Below are 19,308 nucleotides of genomic sequence, written 5' to 3' on the forward strand. Positions count from 1 at the left end.
GGGGTCCCCAACCACACGGGGCTTAGACGGTAGTTTGGAACCATGATCCAACCCGCTTCGAGCTACAACGATGACCTGCGCCTGGCCCACGTGCTGGCGGATTCCGTGGACGACCAGACCATGAGCCGCTTCAAGGCCCTGGACCTTCATATCGAGACCAAGCCGGACCTGACGCCGGTCACCGACGCGGACAAGGCTGCAGAGGAAGCCATTCGCGGCCAACTGTCCCGTTCCCGCCCCCGCGACGCCGTCCTGGGTGAGGAATTCGGCAGTTCAGGCCATGGCTCCCGCCGCTGGATTATCGACCCCATCGACGGCACAAAGAATTTTGTCCGTGGAGTACCGGTCTGGGCAACACTGATTGCCCTCGTTGATGAAGGCGAGCCCGTGGTCGGCGTGGTCAGCGCCCCCGCTCTGGGCAAACGCTGGTGGGCCGCCAAAGGTGCCGGCGCGTACATGGGCCGGTCGCTCGCCGCCGCCACCCGGCTGAAGGTCTCCGATGTGTCAAAGCTCTCGGACGCGTCCCTCTCCTACTCCAGCCTCAGCGGGTGGAAGGATCGCGGAAACCTGGATGACTTCCTCGGCCTGACGGAGGACGTCTGGCGCACACGCGCCTACGGCGATTTTTGGTCCTACTGCATGGTGGCCGAGGGCTCCGTGGACATCGCCTGCGAACCGGAACTCAATCTCTACGACATGGCGGCGCTTGTCCCGATCGTGGTGGAGGCAGGCGGCCGGTTCACGTCCCTCGAAGGAGAGGACGGCCCCTTCGGCGGCAACGCGCTGGCCACCAACTCCATCCTGCATTCGGAAGTCCTCAAACGGCTCAACCCCGACCTGGACGACCTGCTCTGACAGGACGAGGACCGAATTATCCACGACGGACGCCTTCAAAAGGGGGCGTCCGCCGTCGTATCTTCGGATAAACAGCACTTCTCCAACCCCGCCGTAATAAAAGCCTTAACATTTGGACCGGCTTCGTGCCCGCCCCGCCCATGTTCTACGCTTTTAACAGGTCACGAGTGCCAGCGCGAAACCCCGGTTTGCTGGCCGGCAACCCTCCATTCGCGGTGGGGTGCCCCGGGTGACGACCAGGCCGGTCCGGAACGGACCCGGCAAGCGCGGATTCCCGGGACAGGGAGTCCCCCTGAAGTGAGGTCTCTGTGACAACAGCCACCGTCTCCCCCAACACCGCAGTCCGCCCGCAGGCTGCAGGCGCGGCCCTGTTCAGCGAGCGGCTTGCCGTTGCCGGCCGGCCCCTGTCCGCCGTCACCGGTGCTGAAATCCAGGCCCCGCTGATCCAGGGCGGCCACGCGCGCTACGCCAACCTGGACTACGGCGCCTCAACCCCGGCCCTCTCGGTTGTCTCCGCCTACCTCAACGAGATCCTGCCGTTCTATGCCAGCGTCCACCGCGGCGCAGGTTACGCATCCCAGATCAGCACCTCCGTCTACGAGAACGCTCGTAACATCGTGCGTGACTTTGTGGGCGGACGGGCCAGCGACTCCGTTATTTTCACAAGGAACACCACGGACTCCCTTAACCTCCTCGCTGGCTGCCTTCCGTCCGCGAACGGCCGCCCCGCCGGGGACGTTCTGTACCTCGACATCGAGCACCACGCGAACCTCCTGCCGTGGCAGGGCGTTCCGCACCGCAGCGTGGTCGCCGCCGACACGCTGTCCGGCACCATTGAGGCCCTCCGAGCCGAACTGGAACAGGGTGGAGTCAGCCTGCTCGCCGTCACGGGTGCTTCCAACGTGACCGGCGAGATCCTGCCCGTCCGCGCCCTCGCCGCCCTGGCACACGAGCACGGCGCCCGAATCGTCGTCGATGCCGCGCAGCTCGCGCCGCACCGCCGCATCAACATCGGCGCCGACGACGTCGACTACCTCGCGTTCTCCGGCCACAAGCTGTATGCGCCTTTCGGCGCCGGAGTCCTGGTAGGCCGGGCGGACTGGCTCGACGCCGGCACACCGCACCTTGCCGGCGGCGGGGCAGTCCGGGAGGCCAGGCTCGACGGCGTCAGCTGGGCCACCGGTCCTGCCCGGCACGAGGGCGGCTCGCCCAATGTCCTGGGTGCGGCCACGCTGGCCCGCGCCACCCAGGTCATCGCCGCGCTGGACCAGGAGCGCTGGCACGCCCACGAGTCGGCCATCCGTTCTTTCCTTGTGGAGGGGCTGCAGAAGATCGACGGCGTCACCGTACACCAGATCTTCAAAGACACTGATCCGGACACCGACACCATCGGCGTAGTGAACTTCTCCGTCGAGGGCTACGACGCCGGGCTGGTGGCCGCCTACCTGTCAGCCGAACACGGCGTGGGCCTTCGCGACGGCCGTTTCTGCGCCCATCCGCTGCTGAAGCGGCTGGGCCTTCCGTCGGGCTCCCTGCGGGCGAGCTTCGGCCTGGGCTCCCGGCTCGAGGACGCACAGCGGCTCCTGGCCGGCATCGAGGAACTCCGCCGCACAGGCTTGGGCTGGGACTATGTGGTGGACTCTGGCCGCTGGGTTCCCGCCAACGACACCCGGATCTATCCGGATTGGGCACCCAATACGCCGGGCACTGCCGGCGCTGCCCCCTGCGTCGACGACTGATCCCGGTGACCCGGCCCATGCGGTAAATTCGAAGGATACCCAAGGGCATCTGGCGAAGGAGACCGAACGTGGCACGGGGTGGCCCCAGACTTGACCACCGGCGCCGTCAGGAGCTTGGACAAAGCTTTCAGGATGGCGGCGAACACTATGAACGCGTTCGTCCCGGGTACCCTGACGATTCAGCTGACTGGCTTATTCCCGCCGGGGCCCGCGATGCCCTGGATGTGGGTGCCGGCACCGGTAAGTTCACCGCCCTGCTGATCGACCGGGGGTTGGCCGTGTCCGCGGTCGACCCTTCCGCGGACATGCTCGACCAGCTGCGGAGCCTGCACCCCGGCGTTTCAGCAACTGTTGGGACGGCCGAGGCGACGGGTTTCGGTGACTCCTCCTTCGACGTCGTCAGCGTGGCCCAGGCGTGGCACTGGTGCGATTCCCTGGCCGCAAGTACGGAGCTTGCACGGGTCCTCCGCCCCGGTGGAATACTGGGGCTGATCTGGAACCAGTTGGATACTTCCGTTCCATGGGTTCATCGGCTTTCGCGCATCATGCACGCGGGGGACGTCTACCGGCCGCACTTCCGGCCGCCCCTGGGACCGGAGTTCCAGGGGCTGGAAAGCCACGTAACGCACTGGGAAGACACGCTCACCACTGCAGAAATCATGGAGCTTGCCAAGTCGCGGAGCTACTACCTGCGTTCCGGTGAAACCACCCGGGCCAAGGTCCTCACCAACCTGGACTGGTACCTTCATGAGCATCTGAGATACACCCCCGGTGCCAGCGTTGGGCTGCCCTACCTGACCCTGACGTGGCGGGCTGTAAAGGCATGATGCCCTCCGCTCACCGGGTAGGCTTAATGTCGTGAAGACCAGCGCGCCCTCCTCCTCTATCGAGGACTACGTCAAGGTCATCTACTCCTTCACGGAGTGGCAGGACAAACCCATCACTTCCTCCCAACTGGCCCAGCGGCTGGGAGTGGCCAACTCATCCGTATCGGAGATGGTCCGCAAGCTCAAGGACCAAGGACTGGTGGACCACAAGCCGTACAGCGCCATCACCCTCACCGGGGACGGCGTGCGGCTTGCACTCTCCATGGTCAGGCGGCACCGACTCATCGAAACCTACCTGGTCCAGCAGCTTGGCTACAGCTGGGACGAGGTCCATGATGAGGCCGAACAGCTGGAACACGCCGTCTCGGACACCTTCATTGAACGGATGGCGGCAAAACTGGGAAATCCGCTCCGGGATCCGCATGGTGACCCCATCCCCGGCGCCGACGGCACGGTCCGGATGCCGCACGCCCACCTGATGAATGAACTGGATCAGGGGCACACCGGCCGGATCACAAGAATCAGTGATGAGAACCCTGACTTGCTCCGATACTTGTCCGCCCAGGAAATCGACCTCGACTCCGAGGTGGAAGTGGTGGGCCGCAAGCCCTTCGGCGGGGCCCTCGTGGTGCGGGTCCGTTCCGCAGGGAAGACCCGGGAGTACGACCTCGCTGATGAGGTCACCTCGGCCCTGTGGGTACACAGCGACACTCCGCACACCGGCTGCGTCCTCGGAAGCGAATGAATGGCGAAGCCCGGGGCACTGGACTGGCGCGCCTGGGTGGCGGTGGCTGCCGGCGGACTCGTTGGGTCGGAACTGCGGTACGGCCTTGGCCTGGCTTTCCCTGAGGCTGCGGGAATGGTGCCCTGGACGACGCTGTGCATCAACGTCGTGGGAAGCTTTGTCCTCGCCGCCCTGACCACACTCTGGATCGCGCGGCCGCATACGGCTTTCTGGCTTCGGGCGGGGCTCGGCCCGGGGCTCCTGGGTTCCTTCACCACGTTTTCCGCGGTGGTGTTCTCGGTGGAACAGTCATGGCGGGCCAACGTCCATATGATGTCGGTCGCCTATCTTGGCCTGTCTCTGCTGCTGGGACTGGGCGCCGCGGCCGCCGGTTGGAGAACGGGCAAAATACTGGCCGACCGTTCCGAAGCCGCCTCGTGAACGCCGCTGTCCTGGTGGGCGTCTTCGGCGTGGCCGGAGCGCTTCTGCGCTTCGCCGTCGACAGTTGGTTCGCACACCGGTCAGCCGCCGCCATCTCCCGCCCGCGCGTCGTCCGCGGCGCCTCCCGCGGCGCGCCACGACACTGGCCGTGGGCCACGCTGCTGGTCAACGCCATCGGGTGCCTGATCATCGGCCTGTCCGTCGGGATCACCGGACGGCTCGGGCTCCCCGAGGACCTGCACACCGCCGTCGCCACCGGCCTTGCCGGCGGCCTCACCACGTTCAGTTCATGGACTACCGCCACGGTCAGGCTGCTGAGCGAATCACGGTTTGCCGCGGCAGCCCTGAACGTGGCCGTCAACTTGCTCACGGGATTTGCCGCCGCAGCGGCAGGCATCGCCCTCATGACCTAGGCCCGCGCATGTCATGCTGTTTCGGGTGCCCCAGCGGATCCCGGGCGTCCCCGCGGGCGCGGCCCATGACGCAGTCCCGTATCGTTGACTGTGATGATTAGCAGACGTGACGCGGCAATTGCCCTTGATGTACCCCTGGAAATGGCGCAACGCCACGGCATCCCCAAGTGGCTGACGGAAGCCGACCTCGGCGAAATCCTGGACAACCCCCCGCCGTGGCTCGTGCAGTCGCGGGCAAACCGCACGGGGAAGCGTCCCGTGTGGGTTCATTTGGAATGCGCTGTCTGCGGCTATGAGGAAGCGGCGCGGCCCAAGAAATGGTGGCCCGACTTTACCTATGTCAGCTGCGGCCACCATGCTCCCGGTGAGCTGCCGCCCCCGCGTCCGGGCTTTGTCCGAAGCGAGTTCGACGGCGTCGGGACACGTTTTGTGGGCATAGCGGACGTAGCTGTTCCGGACTGAGACCGGGCATTACATTAAGGGCGAATAAGGCGTAATTTACGAGGTGGGACGCAAGCCGTCCCGCTTAATAAGGGAGCCCGCCATGCCTGACAAATCACCTCACCAGAATCTGTCCAAGAAGCCGGTCAAAACCATCAAGGAGAAGCGCGCCGAAAAGAAGGCCAAGGGCCCGGTTGACGGAGCACCGGATCCTGTTTCGCACCTGAAGAAGCGCAGGTAGCGGGCATCACCCGTTAGTCGCCATTTCTTCAGGCACGGCCACAAGGTCAGTTTCTGTGCCGTCCCTCAGCACCGCAATCCGCAGGGGCTGGCCGATAGCATCGGCAAACAGCAGCTTTTGCAGGCTCTCGGCGTTGCTGACGGGACGGCTTCCTGCCGTCAGGATGATGTCTCCTGCCACCAGGCCTGCGCGGTCCGCGGGCGAACCTGCCAGGACTTCCACCACGCGCAGACCGTCCCGTTGGCCTGTCCGGACCACGGCACTCGCGTTCAGGCGGATGGGTGTGCTGACAACGCCAAGGTAGGCCCGGCGGACGCGCCCGTCAGCAAGCAGCGCGGCGATGATCCTCCGGGTGGTTGCGTTAATGGGCACCGCCAGCCCCAGCCCGGCCCCGGCAACCGCCGTATTGATGCCGACAATCCGGCCGTGGGTATCCGCCAGCGCGCCGCCGGAGCTCCCGGCGTTCAGGGCAGCATCGGTCTGAATGACATCCTCGATCACACGCCGGTTACCCCCGGCCCATACCGGGATGGCCCTGCCCAGGCCGCTGACCACGCCGGCTGTCACCGACCCGGCCAGCCCAAGCGGGTTCCCGACTGCGACGACGAGCTGACCGACGCGCAGGGACTCCGCGTCACCAAATTCGGCAGGCGGAACTTTCGGGGCACGGCCGCGGACGACGGCAAGGTCAGAGAGCGCATCAGCGCCCACCAGTTCCAGGTCGGTGCGGCTGCCGTCTGCGAAGACAGCGTGGCCGCGGCGCGTGCCCGCCACCACATGGGAGTTTGTCAGCAGGTAGCCATCCCCCGTAAACAGCACAGCCGATCCGGCGCCCACACGGAAACGTCCGTTCCGGCGGTTTCCTGTCATTTCAATGGCGGCAACGTGCGGGGTGACCGTCTCAGCCACACGCATGACCGTCTCCGAGTACGAGTCCAGAGGCCCGTCGTCGGACGCTGGTGAACCGGGCTTGCGCATCGGGTCCATGCCCCACCTCCTGGTGCTGTAGCAGCCTGCCGGCCAGGGACTGGCTGCTGGTCCTTATCTGTACCAACCATTCCGCCAGCCGTCCTACTCCCCCGGAGGCTACGCCGTGGGTGAACAGTACGAATGGAGGCGTCAGCTGCTGGAGAGTTTTAAAACAGAACGGCCCGGACCAGTGGTCCGGGCCGTTCTGCGTGCCTCGCGGCACTGCAAAATGTGGAGATGGGGGGAATTGAACCCCCGTCCGATGTCGTGTTGTCAGGGCTTCTCCGGGCGCAGTTTGCGTCGGACTTTCTCGGCCCCAGCCATGCTGCAAACAGCTGGCTGATCCGGGCCCAGTCATCTAAGAGTCCCGTTTGCCCCGATGACGGAGGCAAACAGCAGTGGCTATCTAAATGACGCCAGGTTCCGGGGCAATAGCAACCTCGGGCTGACGGACTGTCTTACTGCTTAGGCAGCAAGAGCGAAGTCAGTGCGCTTAGATTCGGCACTTATTGGTTTGCAGACAGCGTTTACGAGATAATTCTGCATCCTCGGCCCGCTTCACCTGTCGCGACTAACATCGTCGAAACCGATCATCCCCGTATTTTGTTATCAAACCCGGCAGAAGAGGCTTTCGATCTCCCACGCCTGCCGGACTACCAATCATAACGCATGGCCGGCGGAAATCATTCCACCCCCGCGGTCCGCTACCTCCGGTTGCGTTCCCGGATCTCGCGCAATGCCTCACGGTTGTCCTGCTGCTCACGCAGGCTCTGGCGCTTGTCGTACTCCCGCTTACCCCGGGCGACGCCGATCTCCACCTTGGCCCGGCCGTCGACGAAGTACAACTGGAGCGGGACAATGGTGAACCCGGATTCCCTGATCTTGTGGGAGATCTTGATCAGTTCCTCACGGTGGAGGAGCAGCTTCCGCCGCCTGCGGGCGGCATGGTTTGTCCAGCTTCCCTGGTTGTACTCCGGGATATGGATGCCCTCCATCCACAACTCGTCGTTGTAGAAGGTGCAGAAGCCATCCACCATGGACGCGTGGCCCTCGCGGAGCGATTTGACCTCTGTTCCCATGAGGGCGATGCCGGCCTCATAGGTGTCCAGCACGTGGTAGTCATGCCGGGCCTTACGGTTGGTGGCCACCACTTTTCGGCCACTTTCTTTGGGCACGGTGGAACTCCTCGGTTCTTGGATCGTCAGTGGCTCCGCCCGTTCCGGCGCGAAGTCATACCAGTGTACGGCAGGCGCGGAGCGGCGTTACAGCAGCCGCATCGGATCAACCGCTGCGCCGTTGAGCCAGGTTTCGAAGTGAGAATGGCAGCCGGTGGAGTTGCCGGTGCTTCCGGAGTAAGCGATCAGTTGCCCTTGGGAGACCCTTTGGCCGTTGGCTACGACGATGCTGGCGTTGTGGTAATAGATGGTGGTCAGCGAGTTGCCCTGCACCACTCCATGGGAAAGCTTGACCCGGAACCCGCCGCCGTCTGCAGAGTTCCAGCCGGAGGAGAAAACCTCACCGGCAGCAGCGGCGTAAACGGGGGTGCCGCACGCTGCTCCGAAGTCGATGCCCGTGTGCAGGTAACCGCCCTGGCCGTAGAAGTCGATGGTCCCCGGCGGAGTGGCCCGCCAGCCGAAGCCCGAGGTGATCGGGACGCTGCCGTCAAAGGGGTGCCGCAAGCCAAATGCCGACGGCGATCCGGTGGAAGGAACGTAGGGCGCCTGCGGCGGCGGGGCCTGGCCCCTGGCTGCCGCCGCAGCGGCGGCAGCTGCGGCCGCAGCCTCGGCAAGGCGCCGCTGTTCTGCTTCCCATGCCTCGCGAAGTCTGCGGTCACGCTCGGCGATCTCGTTGGCGACAGCATTTTGGCTGGCTTCAACGGCTGCCAGCTGGCTCTGGATACCTGGGCGCGCGGCCTGGAGTTCGGCGTCCAGGCGGGTGGTGTCGGCGATCAGCTGGTCAACCTGCGCCTTCTTTGCGGCGGCTTCGTCGCGGGCCGCCTTTTCACGCTCGAGGGCAGCATCTGCCTTGGCTTTCAGGTCCTGGATCTCCGCTTCAACTGCCGCCAGCCGCGCCTGGGAGTTGACGTTGGTGGCGTTCTGCTGCGTCAGCTTGTCCATGGCCGAGTTCTGGCTGCGCATTGCCTGGTCGGCGAGGTCCATCGTGTCGGTGAGGCTGCCACCTGCGTTGGATCCAAAAAAGAGCGTCAGGTTGGAGGGGACACCGCCGGATTTGTATGCCTGTGTGGCGATCTGGCCGATCAGCTTCTTTGTGTCCGCGATCTTCTGCTGGTCGGTTTCCAGCTGCTGGGTGATCTTTGCTTTGTTCTGCTGCGCCAGGTCCACCCGCGCCGACAGAGCCTCTACTTCCTTGACCGCACTGGCAACCCTGCCTTGGGCTTCCAGCAGTGCCTGCTGGGCTCCGGGAAGCTGGCCCTGGTAAATCACCAGGTCACCGGCGGCTTTGGCAATCCTCGAATCCACAAATTCGAGCGACTGCTGGACGCGGGCCGCCTCGGCTTCGAGGGCGGCCTGCTTGTCTTCCAGTTCATCGGCAAATGCCGCCGGCGTCGACGCGCAGAGGCTGGCCGCGAGGACGAGGGCCAGGACACCGCTGATGATGCCCGCGCGGCGCGGCTGGTGGTTGCCGATTTTGCGGGGCACGCGGGAAGTTCGGTTCATGCCAGTCATAAGCTTTCCTTGTTCGGTCTGCACAGCCTAGACCCTCAGATATCTGCGTAAGGTCAAGAGCGACGAAATTCCTGCCAAAGATCCGCCAAGGATTAGCAAGGCAGGCGCAAGAATGAGCGTCTGCCCAGGCGAGATAAAGGCCGTGTCCGGGTACTGCTTGGACAGGTATTCACCCAGGAAGAAATGCGCCACTGCCCACAGAGTGCCGGAGGCGAGCGCCGCACCGACCACAGCGGCAATGACACCTTCCAGGATGAACGGCAGCTGAATGACGGTTTTGGAGGCGCCCACAAGGCGCATGATGCCGGTTTCCCGTCGGCGGCTGAACGCTGAGAGCCGGATCGTGGTTGCGATCAGGAGGATGGCACAGACAATCATGACGCCGGCGACGCTGACAGCCACGAGGGAAGCGGCGTTCATGGCGGAGAACAGCCGCTCCAGCAGCTGGCGCTGGTCAATCACGGTTTCGACGCCGGGCTGCGATGAAAACGTCTCACTGATGATCTGGTACTTTTCCGGGTCCTTCATGTTGATCCTGAAGGAGGCCGGGAGCTGGTCCGGCGTGACGGAGTCAACAATCGGTGAATTGGAGAACTGGTCCTTGAAGTGCTTGTAGGCCTCATCCTTGGACTCGAACTGGAAGTCGTTGATGTACTGGGCCACGGCCGGTGATTCGAGGAGGCGTTGCAGGTTGTCCTGCTGCTCCGGCGTGACCGGGCCGGTTGCACACCCGGACGCCGTAGAGCCGTCGCTGCAGAGGAAGATCGCTACCTGGACTTTGTCGTACCAGTAGCCCTTCATCTGGTTAATCTGCAGCTGGAGCATCCCGGCGGCACCAACAAAGGTCAGGGACACAAAGGTCACCAGGATGACAGAAATGACCATCGTCACATTCCGCCGCAGGCCACTGCCGATCTCACTGAGGATAAAAGCGAGCCTCATCGCTGCTCCTCCCCTGCATCATCGCTGTAGGCTGCCGGGCTGGGAGGCGGTATCTCCTCCCGGCCGCTGGCGTCCTTGAGGCGCCGCGACTGGCCAACAATCGGAATCATGGAGGTGTAGAGGGCCTTGGCTTCGTCGCGGATGACCACGCCGTTCTTCAGCTCCACCACGCGCTTGCGCATTTCATTGACGATGTCGTCATCGTGGGTGGCCATCACAACGGTGGTGCCATTCTGGTTGATCTTGTCCAGCACACCCATGATGCCCATAGACGTTGTGGGATCCAGGTTTCCCGTCGGTTCGTCGGCCAGGAGGATGCCGGGCCGGTTGACCACCGCGCGGGCAATGGCCACACGCTGCTGCTCACCGCCGGAGAGTTCGTGCGGCAGCCGGTTTTCCTTGCCTTCGAGCCCTACCGTCTTGAGCACCTCGGGCACTGTGTCGCGGATGACGCTTCGGCTCTTGCCGATGACCTGCATGGCGAAAGCGACGTTGGCGAAGACGTTTTTCTGCGGCAGGAGCCGGAAATCCTGGAAGACCACGCCGATGCCGCGGCGAAGCCGGGGCACACGCCAACTGGAGATCTTGGCGACGTTCTGGCCGGCCACGTAGACGGTACCGGATGATGCACGGTCCTCTTTCAGCACGAGCCGCAGGAAGGTCGACTTTCCGGATCCGGAAGCGCCTACGAGGAAGGCGAACTCGCCACGGTCGATCTCAAGGTTGACAGCGTCCAGCGCTGGCCGTGCCTGCTGGTCGTAGACCTTGGTGACATTTTCGAATCGGATCATGACCCTAAGTACCCTGCAGGCACGACTGATCGTTACGCAGCCCAGATCTGCAGCCGGTGCGCGGGCTTCTGTTTGGGGGAAGTAGAGCGCCGGCTCCTCGACTATACGCAGGGCCTATGCCGTATACATGAGCTTCCGGGGGCGTGTCGCGGGATCAGTCCCCGCGGGAACTTCCAGACAGCTATTTGTCGGCGTTGCGGTTGTCAGTCCGCCAGCGGATGCCGGCGTCGATGAAGTCATCGATCTCGCCGTCGAAAACCGCTGAGGTGTTGCCGACTTCGTGGTCGGTCCGCAGGTCCTTGACCATCTGGTAGGGGTTCAGGACGTACGAGCGCATCTGGTCGCCCCAGGATGCCTTTACATCGCCGGCAAATGCCTTCTTTTCGGCGTCCTCCTGCTCCTTCTTCAGGAGCAGGAGCCGGGACTGGAGAACCCGCATGGCCGCGGCGCGGTTCTGCAGCTGGGACTTCTCATTCTGCATCGACACCACGGTGCCGGTGGGAATGTGCGTCAGGCGGACGGCGGAGTCCGTAGTGTTGACCGACTGCCCGCCAGGGCCCGACGACCGGAATACGTCCACGCGGATCTCGTTGTCAGGAATGTCGATTGAGTCCGTCTGTTCGATTAGCGGAATCACTTCGACGGCGGCGAAAGAGGTTTGGCGCCGGCCCTGGTTGTCGAAAGGGCTGATCCGGACGAGGCGATGCGTGCCGGCTTCCACGCTCAGCGTTCCAAAAGCGTACGGCGCTTTGACCTCAAAAGTGGCGGATTTCAGGCCGGCTTCCTCGGCGTAGGAGGTGTCCATGACGGTGGTCGGGTAACCGTGTCGTTCCGCCCAGCGCAGGTACATCCGCATCAGCATCTCGGCGAAGTCGGCGGCGTCAACACCGCCGGCACCAGCACGGATGGACACCACTGCTTCACGTTCGTCGTATTCACCGGAGAGCAGGGTGACAATTTCGAGCTGCTTCAGCGCCTCCCTGATGGACTCCAGTTCCGCGGCGGCTTCCCCCATGGAATCGGCGTCGTCCTCATCCTGGCCGAGCTCCACCAGGACTTCGAGGTCGTCAATCCGCGCGGCCAAGGTATTGAGCCGCTCCAGTTCCGACTGGCGGTGGGACAGCCTCGACGTGATTTTCTGCGCAGCGGCGGGGTCGTCCCACAGGTTAGGCTCGCCCGCCCGCTCGCTGAGTTCAGCGATGTCCTCCTTCAGTGCCTCAACATCGCTGACTTGCTCGATCGAGATGTAGGTGGCGCGGAGGGCGCGGATTTCTGCGGAAAAGTCAATATTGGCCATGGTTGTTTAAGCCTACGCTATCCGGCCGGAGGCCCCGACTCCCCACCCGGCGGTCACCGCGTGAGCCGGGAACGGGCCGTCGAAGAGGCTTCGATCCTGATTCCGTCGGGCACCAGGAAGTTCACCACGGGTGGATGGACCGCGGCTGTGAGGACAACGACGGCGGTGGAGCCGTCGGGACTGCCTGTCACCGTAGAGACTTCCAGGCTGTCGAAGCGCTGGGCTCCCGGATTCCTGCGTATGAAGTCGCTGGCAACGTTCCTGACGCGTTCGGAACCGAGGACTGCTGCGGGACTGCCGCCGTCGGAACCCACATCACCCAACGTGAAGCTGTCGGCTGCGGCCAGCGACGCCCCGTCTGCCAGGGACAGGAGCCGCTTGTGCTCAAGGTAAAAGCTAGAAATGCCGACGACAACAGTGGCCACCAGGAGCGCCAGCAGGACGTAGCCGACGATCAGGACAATCATCTGCCCATCCTCCTCAGCTTTTCCTGGTTTCACCGGAACCTGCCAACCAACTGGGTGGAAGACGCCTCAACTTCGCTGGCGTTGAGCATGAACCCGTCGGCGAAGGGTGTGAACGGCAAGAGCACTCTCAGACTGACGGTCACCGTCACTGCCGTGCCCGCCGACTGGCAGTCAGACGGATCACAACTCATTGATATGTGCGCGTTGCCGGCAGGATGCCCGTAATCCGCGAGCGCAACAAGGGCCGCTTGCTCAGCCGCGCGGTGTGCAGACTCCGCATCCACCTGGGCGACATATACTTTCGCGGCCTGGTCGGCCGCCCCTACGACGGCAAAGGACCCGCCCTGTATCTGGCCCATGGTGATGATGAAATAGACCAGGGGAACCATCAGAAGCAGGGCGAGGAACGTAAATTCCACCACGGCGCTCCCCTGCTCCCGGACGGCCGGAGTGCTTTCATCCCGCGCCGGGGACGTCGCGGCCGGGAGGGAGAGAGCGTCCCTGTACCTGCTGACTATTGCCGCCTGAATGGCGTCACGGCTGGACTGCGGCATGACCTTTAACCTCCAGCGTGTCCCGCGGCCCGATCAGCCCGATAACCGGCATGGGCGCCCTGATGGTCACTTCCAACGTTCGGAGTCCTTCGAAGGTCACTTCGGATGAGCTGATGTCCTGGGCGAACTCCGCGTTGAGTGCCATTCCGATCAGCGCCGCGGCGCGGTGCTCGGCGTCCGCAGCACTCCGGTCAGCCAACGTGCCGTAGCGGGCACCCGATGCGGCGGCGTCGATCAGCGTATTTCGGACGTGGAGAACGAGGGGGAGTTGGATTACGGCCAGGAAGAACAGGGTGACCAGGCTTCCCACCATGACGAAGTCAACCACGGCCGAACCGCCTTCCCCGGCTTCTGCGCCCGTCACGCGGCCTCTGACAGCGCGGGGATTGCGGTAGCGAAGGCCACGCAGCCAGCGACGCCGGGGCATGATCAGCTTCCGACCTTGTCCATGGCCTGGTTGAACATCGACTCCAGCGCCGGGCCTGCCAAAGCCAGCAAAGCGGCCACGAGGACGGCCGACATCAGGGTGATCATGACCCAGCCGGGAACATCGCCCCGCTCCGGATGATCCGCAGCCTGGCTGCCCTGCCGGGCACTCAGCGCGGCCTGGAGCCGTTGGCTTCCCCCAGCGATTGACCAGATGCCTGCGATCAGGCCCAAGAGCTGCACAGCGCTGCGTATTCCCAGGTTCTTCATTTTCCGTCCCCAATCTATAGTCACGTTCTGGATGTCTGCCGTGCGGCTGGTTGTGGTTGCCGCGCCTTCGGCTATAAGCCAAGGCTGATTGCTGCAATGCCCGGGTAAACAGCGAAGACCACCGTCAAGGGGAGGACACCGAAGACAAGCGGCACCATCATCCCTATCTCTTTTCTGCCGGCTGACTCCATCAGGTTGCGTTTGGCAGTATCCCGGACATCCTGGGCTTGTGCCCGGAGCACATCCGCCAGCGGTGTGCCCCGCTCCACTGCGACGATGATGCCGTCAACGAACCGGACCAGCGGGCCCAGGTCTGTCCGGGCGGAGAAACCCTGAAGGGCCTCCACGAGCGGTTTGCCGGCCCTGGTTTCGGCCAGGATCCGTGAGAATTCTTTGGCCAGTTCCCCCCGCGCACTGCGGCAGACGCGGTCCAGCGCGCCCGTGGCACTTTCTCCGGCACCGACCGCAAGCGCCATCAGCTCAGCCAGGCTCGGAAACTCAGCCATCATCCGGGCTTCCCGTTTCCTGATCTGGGCACTCAGCCAGTAATCGCGGAACAGGAACCCGCCCAAGGCACTACCGATTACTGCAATGACGGCCAGCAATGGACTGAAGCGGCCGGCAAGGGCGCCGAGGACCACAAAAGCCAACGAGACGGCGAAGGCCGCCGCGGCCCAGAGCAGCTGCTCCGCCCGGAAGTCGAGCGGAGACTTGTGGATGCCGGCCTGGGCAAGCCTGCGCGCCAGGCCTTTGGATCCCAGGTTCAACCTGCCCAAGGCCGCGAGGCCGTCGCGGATCATCGGCCTCAAAATGCGTTCCAGCGGACCGAACGGCGTGATGTTCTGGGCGCCACCTGCCCGCAACAGCCTGGACTCAAGGTTCTGTGACTTCAGCTGTGGTTCGATGCGCTCGGCAAGGGTGGTGGCGCGCATCATGGGTAAGCGGACGAGGATCAGCCAGAGGCCGGCTCCGAGGACAATCCCACAGATAGCGGCTGCGGCATGCATACCCGTCACCGGAGTACCCTTTCGTCCGGGGGAAGGGCGCCGATCCGCAGCATTACCGAGTAGCAGACGAGGGACAGAACCAGACCGCCCAGCAAGACAGCGGCGCCCACCGCAGTGTTATAGGCCTGGACCGCTTCCGGCCTCGTTGCAAGAAGGACCATGACGATCCAGGGGGCGGCGACGGCAAGCCTGGCTGCGTTGATGGTCCATGACTGGCGGGCCTCAAGCTCGCTTCGCGTGCGGGCATTTTCGCGCAAAAACTCCGCGAGCGTGCCCAGCAGTTTTCCCAAGTCCGAGCCTCCGACTTCGCGTGTCAGCCTCAGTGCTTCCACTATCCGGTCGGCCACTGGATCGGCCAGCCGATCCTTTAGCTTGTTCAGCGAGGCATCAAATTGGCCTCCAGCGCGATAGTCCGAGCCGAAGTCCCGGAACACATGCCGCAGTTCCTCCGGCCCTTTTTCCCCCAGCTGGATAAGTGCCTCCGGCAGCGACAAGCCCGCACGGATGGCGGACCTGAGATGGTCCACGACGTCCGGCCACAGCTGGCGAAGCAGCGAGGTTCTCTTCCTGGCGCGCCACCGGACCACACTGACAGGAAGCCAGGCACCGAAGATGCCGAAGCATGCCGCCATCGGCCACGACCGGCTGACCGCGAAGAACACGAGTGTCACAAAGAGACCAAGCCCCAGGCAACTGGCAATGAGGCCTGCCGCCGAGACCTTCTCTATCCCGGCGGAGGCCAGCAGGTCTTCCAGCCAATTTTCCCGCACCGGGCGGTCGACCGGTTGGGGATTCTCCCAACAAGACCACCAGATAAGGAAGAACCCGGTGCCCGCAAGTACCCCCATCAGCGGTGCCATCAGCGCGGCTCCAGCAGCGCCGCGACGTCGTAACCGGCGCGCGCGAATTTTTCGGCAGCCGGCATGGAGTTGGCGCGGGGTTGCAGTGTCCCGTCCTCCACGGCGAAAACCATCGACGACTCGATGATGCCATTCTCGACTCTCCGCCCCAGTGAAAGCACCTCGGTGACCTGCCGGCGCCCGTTGGCCTGGCGGCTGCAGTGGACTACCAGGTCGATGCAGGAGGCGACCGTAGGTACGACGAAGGCTGAAGAGATGTTCTCGCCGGCGAGCAGGGGTAGCGTGCAGATCTTGGTCACGGCGTCATGGGCCGAGTTTGCGTGGACCGTACACATCCCGGGAAGTCCGGAATTCAAGGCGATCAGCATGTCCAGGCTCTCAGCTTCCCGGACCTCCCCTACCACCAGGCGGTCCGGCCGCATCCGGAGCGCTTCCTTTACCAGCCGGCGCAACGGGATTTCACCCTCCCCTTCCAGATTGGGTTGGCGGCATTGAAGGCCTACTACGTCCCGCAACGGAAACTGCAGTTCAAAGATCTCCTCTACGGTGATCACCCGTTCCCGGCTGCCGATACTGGCGGCCAGGCAGTTCAGCATCGTGGTCTTCCCGGCCTGGGTTGCGCCTGACACCAGAATGTTCAGTCCGCTGGCAACGGCCGCGCCCAGGAACCGGGCAGACTGCGGCGTCAACGTGCCGAGCTCCACCAGATGCTCGAGCCTGCTCGCCTTCACAACGAATTTCCGAATATTCACAGCCCAATGCCGGCGCGTGACATCCGGAATGACGACGTGAAGCCTTGATCCATCCGGCAAGGCGGCGTCGACAAAGGGCGAGGACATGTCCAGGCGACGGCCAGAGCTCTTCAGCATCCGTTCCACCAGGTCACGGACGTGTTGCTCGGTAAGGCTCAGGGACGTGAGTTCGGATTCCCCATTCCGGGCAACGTAGATCTCGCTCGGGGCGTTGATCCAGACTTCCTCGATCGTTGGATCGTCCAGCAATGGCTGAAGAACACCGAAACCGGCGACGGCGTCGAAGACAAACCTGCGCGCGGCCTCAAGCGGACCGATCGGAGGAAGCGGCCCCATGAGCGCCCGCTCGTCGTAGTCGCTGACGGCGGCTTCAACCAGCCGCCGGACCTCTCCTGCCTGGCGGGCGGGGTCCAGGCCACGGCGTCGGATCAGCTCGCGGACTTCGTCCTCGACGATTTGCACAGCGTCCATATGTTCCCCCATACAACTGCCGCCCCCGGCGGAGGCAGTGCAACTGGGATACAGCCTAAGGACCGTACACCATGCCGCCAAGTCATATCGCCGCAGGTGTGGATAACGGTGAAGCATCTTTCACTTTGGCAACAAGAGAACCACTGGTATCACCAGCATGCCGGTGTTAGGGTGAGCGCATTAAGTCTCGAAATTCTTAGTTCCCCGGTTCCAGTGCAGATCCCGGGGAACTGCAACCCTAATGGTGTTCGCTGGGGAGCGCACCATTTGTCTCCGGAGCCAAAATGAAGCGGAACCAGTCTCACCGTCGCCCAGTCCTCCGAGCCTTGGGGGCAGCAGCCCTGGCTGCCGCCCTTGTGGCCGGTCCGGGGCTGGCAGTGGTCGCCTTCGCTGACGAACCCAGGCCGGCGCCTGACTCGACTCCTGCTTCGAGTTCCTCCCCCGCGACGTCCACACCTGTTCCCGGTTCGGCTCCGACGCAAACAACGTCGCCCGTTGCCTCTACGCCTCCGACCGCTGCCCCGCCGACTGCGGCGGCGACTCCCGCTGCCGGTCCCGTACCAACCAGCATCAACGAATCCATGGCCGAGGCAGTTGGTGTGGGTGGGGCGGAAATGGGCCAACGGTCCGCTCGCGTAGCTGCGTCATCCTCAAGCACCAGCTTCAAGAAGCTCAGCTCAGAAGCCCTCACGTCGGAAGGCAACTGGATGCCGACGTTTGGGATTCAAGGGCTCGACGTGAGCGGCCACCAGCCGAGCGTCGACTGGCAGCATCAGTGGAACATGGGTGCCAGGTTCGCATATGTAAAGGCCAGCGAGGGCAACTACTACACCAACCCGTCCTACAGCTCGCAGTACCAGGGTTCGCGAAACGTCGGTATGATCCGCGGCGCATATCACTTCGCCATCCCCAACTGGTCTTCGGGCGCTGATCAGGCACGGTACTTCGTTCAAAACGGTGGGGGCTGGTCAGCCGACGGATACACGATGCCGCCGGTATTGGACTTCGAGTTCAACCCCTATGAGGGCCGCACCATCAACGGCTTCTACTTCGGCAATACGTGCTACAACATGTCTCCTGCACAATTGGGCTCCTGGGTAAGGGATTTCGGCAACACGATGCTGTCGATGACCGGCCGGCTTCCCGTTATCTATACCAACACCAACTGGTGGAATCAGTGCCTGGGCAATCCTTCGGGCTTCGGCGACTACCCCCTCTGGGTCGCGGCGTACCCCAGTTCACCGACGAACAACGCAGGCTCGGTTCCAACTGGGAGCTGGAGCACCTACAGCATTTGGCAATACAGCAGCACCGGACCATTCGCCGGCGACTCGAATGTATGGAATGGAGACTATTCGCAGCTGAAGGCGTTTGCCACAAGTAGGCCCGTACTGCCCCCGGCACTGTCATCGACGTTCAAAGTTTCCTGGATAGGGGACTCGGACGGTGACGGCAAGCCGGATCTGGTGACCCACCGCTCGGACGGTTCCTTGTGGTTCTACGCCGGAAACGGTGCGGGCGGCTACCAAACAGGCCGCGTCATCGGCACCGGCTGGAACATCTACGACAGGATCGTCGGGGTGGGCGACTCCAACCGCGACGGACGCAGGGACCTCCTCGCCCGGCGCACCGACGGCACCCTGTGGTTCTATGCCGGCGACGGAAGAGGCAACTACGAATCCGCACGCCAGGTCGGCAGCGGATGGCAGATCTTCGACCACATCGTCAGCGCCGGAGACTCCAACAGCGACGGCGTCCCGGACCTGGTGACACGCCACCCCGACGGCGGCCTGTGGTCCTACGCCGGCGATGGAACCGGCGGCTACAAGACGGGACAAAAAATAGGTACAGGCTGGCAAATCTACGACCAGTTCGTCAGCACCGGTGACTTCGACTCCGACGGCAAACCCGACCTCCTGGCACGGCACCCCCACGGCAGCCTCTGGTTCTACGCCGGAGAGGGCAACGGAACCTACCGCACCGCACGCCAGATCGGCACCGGCTGGACCATCTATGACCAGATCGTCGGCGCGGGAGACAACAACAGCGACGGAAAGGCCGACCTCGTAGGCCGAAAGGCCGACGGAAGCCTCTGGTTCTACGCCGGAGACGGCATGCGCACCGACGGATACCT

The 19,308-nt window shown here is 63.8% G+C and carries 23 protein-coding genes, 1 other RNA gene and 1 riboswitch; of the genes, 9 read left to right on the top strand and 15 right to left on the bottom strand.

The features are described from left to right. Nucleotides 1-42: 42 nt before the first annotated feature. The 8 genes from hisN (at nucleotide 43) to AU175_RS22065 (ending at nucleotide 5,681) form a co-directional block, all read left to right on the top strand. A complete protein-coding gene (gene hisN / locus AU175_RS17500) occupies nucleotides 43-855 on the top strand; it encodes a histidinol-phosphatase (protein WP_066292608.1) in 813 nt (270 codons plus the stop codon). Between the two features lie 159 nt (nucleotides 856-1,014). Then, nucleotides 1,015-1,128, top strand: a riboswitch (SAM riboswitch). Between the two features lie 35 nt (nucleotides 1,129-1,163). After that, complete coding sequence (locus AU175_RS17505) at nucleotides 1,164-2,594, top strand: aminotransferase class V-fold PLP-dependent enzyme (protein WP_066292617.1); 1,431 nt, start codon at nucleotides 1,164-1,166, stop codon at nucleotides 2,592-2,594. 68 nt (nucleotides 2,595-2,662) lie between these two features. After that, the gene (locus AU175_RS17510) at nucleotides 2,663-3,421 is read left to right on the top strand and encodes a class I SAM-dependent methyltransferase (protein WP_066292619.1); all 759 of its coding nucleotides are present in this window, start codon (nucleotides 2,663-2,665) and stop codon (nucleotides 3,419-3,421) included. A gap of 31 nt (nucleotides 3,422-3,452) precedes the next feature. Next, nucleotides 3,453-4,166, top strand: coding sequence for a metal-dependent transcriptional regulator (locus tag AU175_RS17515; RefSeq protein WP_066292622.1), 714 nt, complete (start codon nucleotides 3,453-3,455; stop codon nucleotides 4,164-4,166). Next, a complete protein-coding gene (locus AU175_RS17520) occupies nucleotides 4,167-4,586 on the top strand; it encodes a fluoride efflux transporter FluC (RefSeq protein WP_066292626.1) in 420 nt (139 codons plus the stop codon). It begins immediately after the preceding gene. Continuing rightward, the gene (locus AU175_RS17525; protein WP_066292627.1) at nucleotides 4,583-4,999 is read left to right on the top strand and encodes a fluoride efflux transporter FluC; all 417 of its coding nucleotides are present in this window, start codon (nucleotides 4,583-4,585) and stop codon (nucleotides 4,997-4,999) included. Before AU175_RS17520 ends, AU175_RS17525 begins: the two co-directional genes overlap by 4 nt. A gap of 93 nt (nucleotides 5,000-5,092) precedes the next feature. Next, on the top strand, nucleotides 5,093-5,461 hold the full coding sequence (locus AU175_RS17530; RefSeq protein WP_066292631.1) for a hypothetical protein: 369 nt from the start codon (nucleotides 5,093-5,095) through the stop codon (nucleotides 5,459-5,461). 82 nt (nucleotides 5,462-5,543) lie between these two features. After that, the gene (locus tag AU175_RS22065; RefSeq protein WP_197497171.1) at nucleotides 5,544-5,681 is read left to right on the top strand and encodes a hypothetical protein; all 138 of its coding nucleotides are present in this window, start codon (nucleotides 5,544-5,546) and stop codon (nucleotides 5,679-5,681) included. Nucleotides 5,682-5,687: 6 nt separating this feature from the next. Here the strand turns inward: AU175_RS22065 and AU175_RS17535 are convergent, their stop codons facing one another. The 15 genes from AU175_RS17535 to AU175_RS22470 all read right to left on the bottom strand — a co-directional run bounded on the left by AU175_RS17535 (nucleotide 5,688) and on the right by AU175_RS22470 (nucleotide 17,745). Further along, complete coding sequence (locus tag AU175_RS17535) at nucleotides 5,688-6,668, bottom strand: S1C family serine protease (protein WP_066292641.1); 981 nt, start codon at nucleotides 6,666-6,668, stop codon at nucleotides 5,688-5,690. Between the two features lie 211 nt (nucleotides 6,669-6,879). After that, nucleotides 6,880-7,248: a transfer-messenger RNA gene (ssrA, locus tag AU175_RS17540) on the bottom strand. 106 nt (nucleotides 7,249-7,354) lie between these two features. Then, nucleotides 7,355-7,825 (bottom strand): SsrA-binding protein SmpB, encoded by a 471-nt coding sequence (smpB, locus tag AU175_RS17545; protein WP_066292645.1) that lies wholly within the window; start codon nucleotides 7,823-7,825, stop codon nucleotides 7,355-7,357. An 87-nt stretch (nucleotides 7,826-7,912) separates the two neighbouring features. Further along, entirely contained in the window at nucleotides 7,913-9,328 is a 1,416-nt protein-coding gene (locus tag AU175_RS17550; RefSeq protein WP_082979331.1) for a M23 family metallopeptidase, read from the bottom strand. Between the two features lie 36 nt (nucleotides 9,329-9,364). After that, the gene (gene ftsX / locus AU175_RS17555; RefSeq protein ID WP_066292647.1) at nucleotides 9,365-10,279 is read right to left on the bottom strand and encodes a permease-like cell division protein FtsX; all 915 of its coding nucleotides are present in this window, start codon (nucleotides 10,277-10,279) and stop codon (nucleotides 9,365-9,367) included. Beyond that, nucleotides 10,276-11,070 (bottom strand): cell division ATP-binding protein FtsE, encoded by a 795-nt coding sequence (gene ftsE / locus AU175_RS17560; RefSeq protein WP_066292649.1) that lies wholly within the window; start codon nucleotides 11,068-11,070, stop codon nucleotides 10,276-10,278. Before ftsE ends, ftsX begins: the two co-directional genes overlap by 4 nt. A gap of 181 nt (nucleotides 11,071-11,251) precedes the next feature. Then, nucleotides 11,252-12,367: a peptide chain release factor 2 gene (gene prfB / locus AU175_RS17565; protein ID WP_066292652.1), complete on the bottom strand. Its 1,116-nt coding sequence runs from the start codon at nucleotides 12,365-12,367 to the stop codon at nucleotides 11,252-11,254. Between the two features lie 53 nt (nucleotides 12,368-12,420). Then, on the bottom strand, nucleotides 12,421-12,834 hold the full coding sequence (locus tag AU175_RS17570; protein ID WP_066292658.1) for a pilus assembly protein TadG-related protein: 414 nt from the start codon (nucleotides 12,832-12,834) through the stop codon (nucleotides 12,421-12,423). A gap of 29 nt (nucleotides 12,835-12,863) precedes the next feature. Further along, nucleotides 12,864-13,388 (bottom strand): hypothetical protein, encoded by a 525-nt coding sequence (locus AU175_RS17575; RefSeq protein ID WP_066292663.1) that lies wholly within the window; start codon nucleotides 13,386-13,388, stop codon nucleotides 12,864-12,866. Next, the gene (locus AU175_RS17580) at nucleotides 13,369-13,752 is read right to left on the bottom strand and encodes a TadE family protein (protein WP_066294411.1); all 384 of its coding nucleotides are present in this window, start codon (nucleotides 13,750-13,752) and stop codon (nucleotides 13,369-13,371) included. Before AU175_RS17580 ends, AU175_RS17575 begins: the two co-directional genes overlap by 20 nt. Before the next feature lie 65 nt (nucleotides 13,753-13,817). Next, complete coding sequence (locus AU175_RS17585) at nucleotides 13,818-14,084, bottom strand: hypothetical protein (protein WP_066292666.1); 267 nt, start codon at nucleotides 14,082-14,084, stop codon at nucleotides 13,818-13,820. Nucleotides 14,085-14,155: 71 nt separating this feature from the next. After that, complete coding sequence (locus tag AU175_RS17590) at nucleotides 14,156-15,091, bottom strand: type II secretion system F family protein (protein ID WP_442855363.1); 936 nt, start codon at nucleotides 15,089-15,091, stop codon at nucleotides 14,156-14,158. Nucleotides 15,092-15,096: 5 nt separating this feature from the next. Further along, nucleotides 15,097-15,951 carry a type II secretion system F family protein gene (locus tag AU175_RS17595; protein WP_066292672.1) on the bottom strand — a complete coding sequence of 285 codons (855 nt, stop codon included), beginning with the start codon at nucleotides 15,949-15,951 and terminating at the stop codon, nucleotides 15,097-15,099. Next, on the bottom strand, nucleotides 15,951-17,174 hold the full coding sequence (locus AU175_RS17600) for a CpaF family protein (RefSeq protein WP_066292678.1): 1,224 nt from the start codon (nucleotides 17,172-17,174) through the stop codon (nucleotides 15,951-15,953). Before AU175_RS17600 ends, AU175_RS17595 begins: the two co-directional genes overlap by 1 nt. A 301-nt stretch (nucleotides 17,175-17,475) precedes the next feature. Further along, nucleotides 17,476-17,745, bottom strand: coding sequence for a hypothetical protein (locus AU175_RS22470; protein ID WP_231938642.1), 270 nt, complete (start codon nucleotides 17,743-17,745; stop codon nucleotides 17,476-17,478). Between the two features lie 166 nt (nucleotides 17,746-17,911). Between AU175_RS22470 and AU175_RS21860 the strand changes: the two genes are divergently transcribed. Continuing rightward, on the top strand, nucleotides 17,912-19,308 hold a 1,397-nt coding region (locus tag AU175_RS21860; protein ID WP_231938643.1), incomplete at its 3' end, for a GH25 family lysozyme.

The sequence above is a fragment of the Arthrobacter sp. B6 genome (genome assembly GCF_001663775.1).
In the GTDB taxonomy this organism is placed as follows: Bacteria; Actinomycetota; Actinomycetes; order Actinomycetales; family Micrococcaceae; genus Arthrobacter.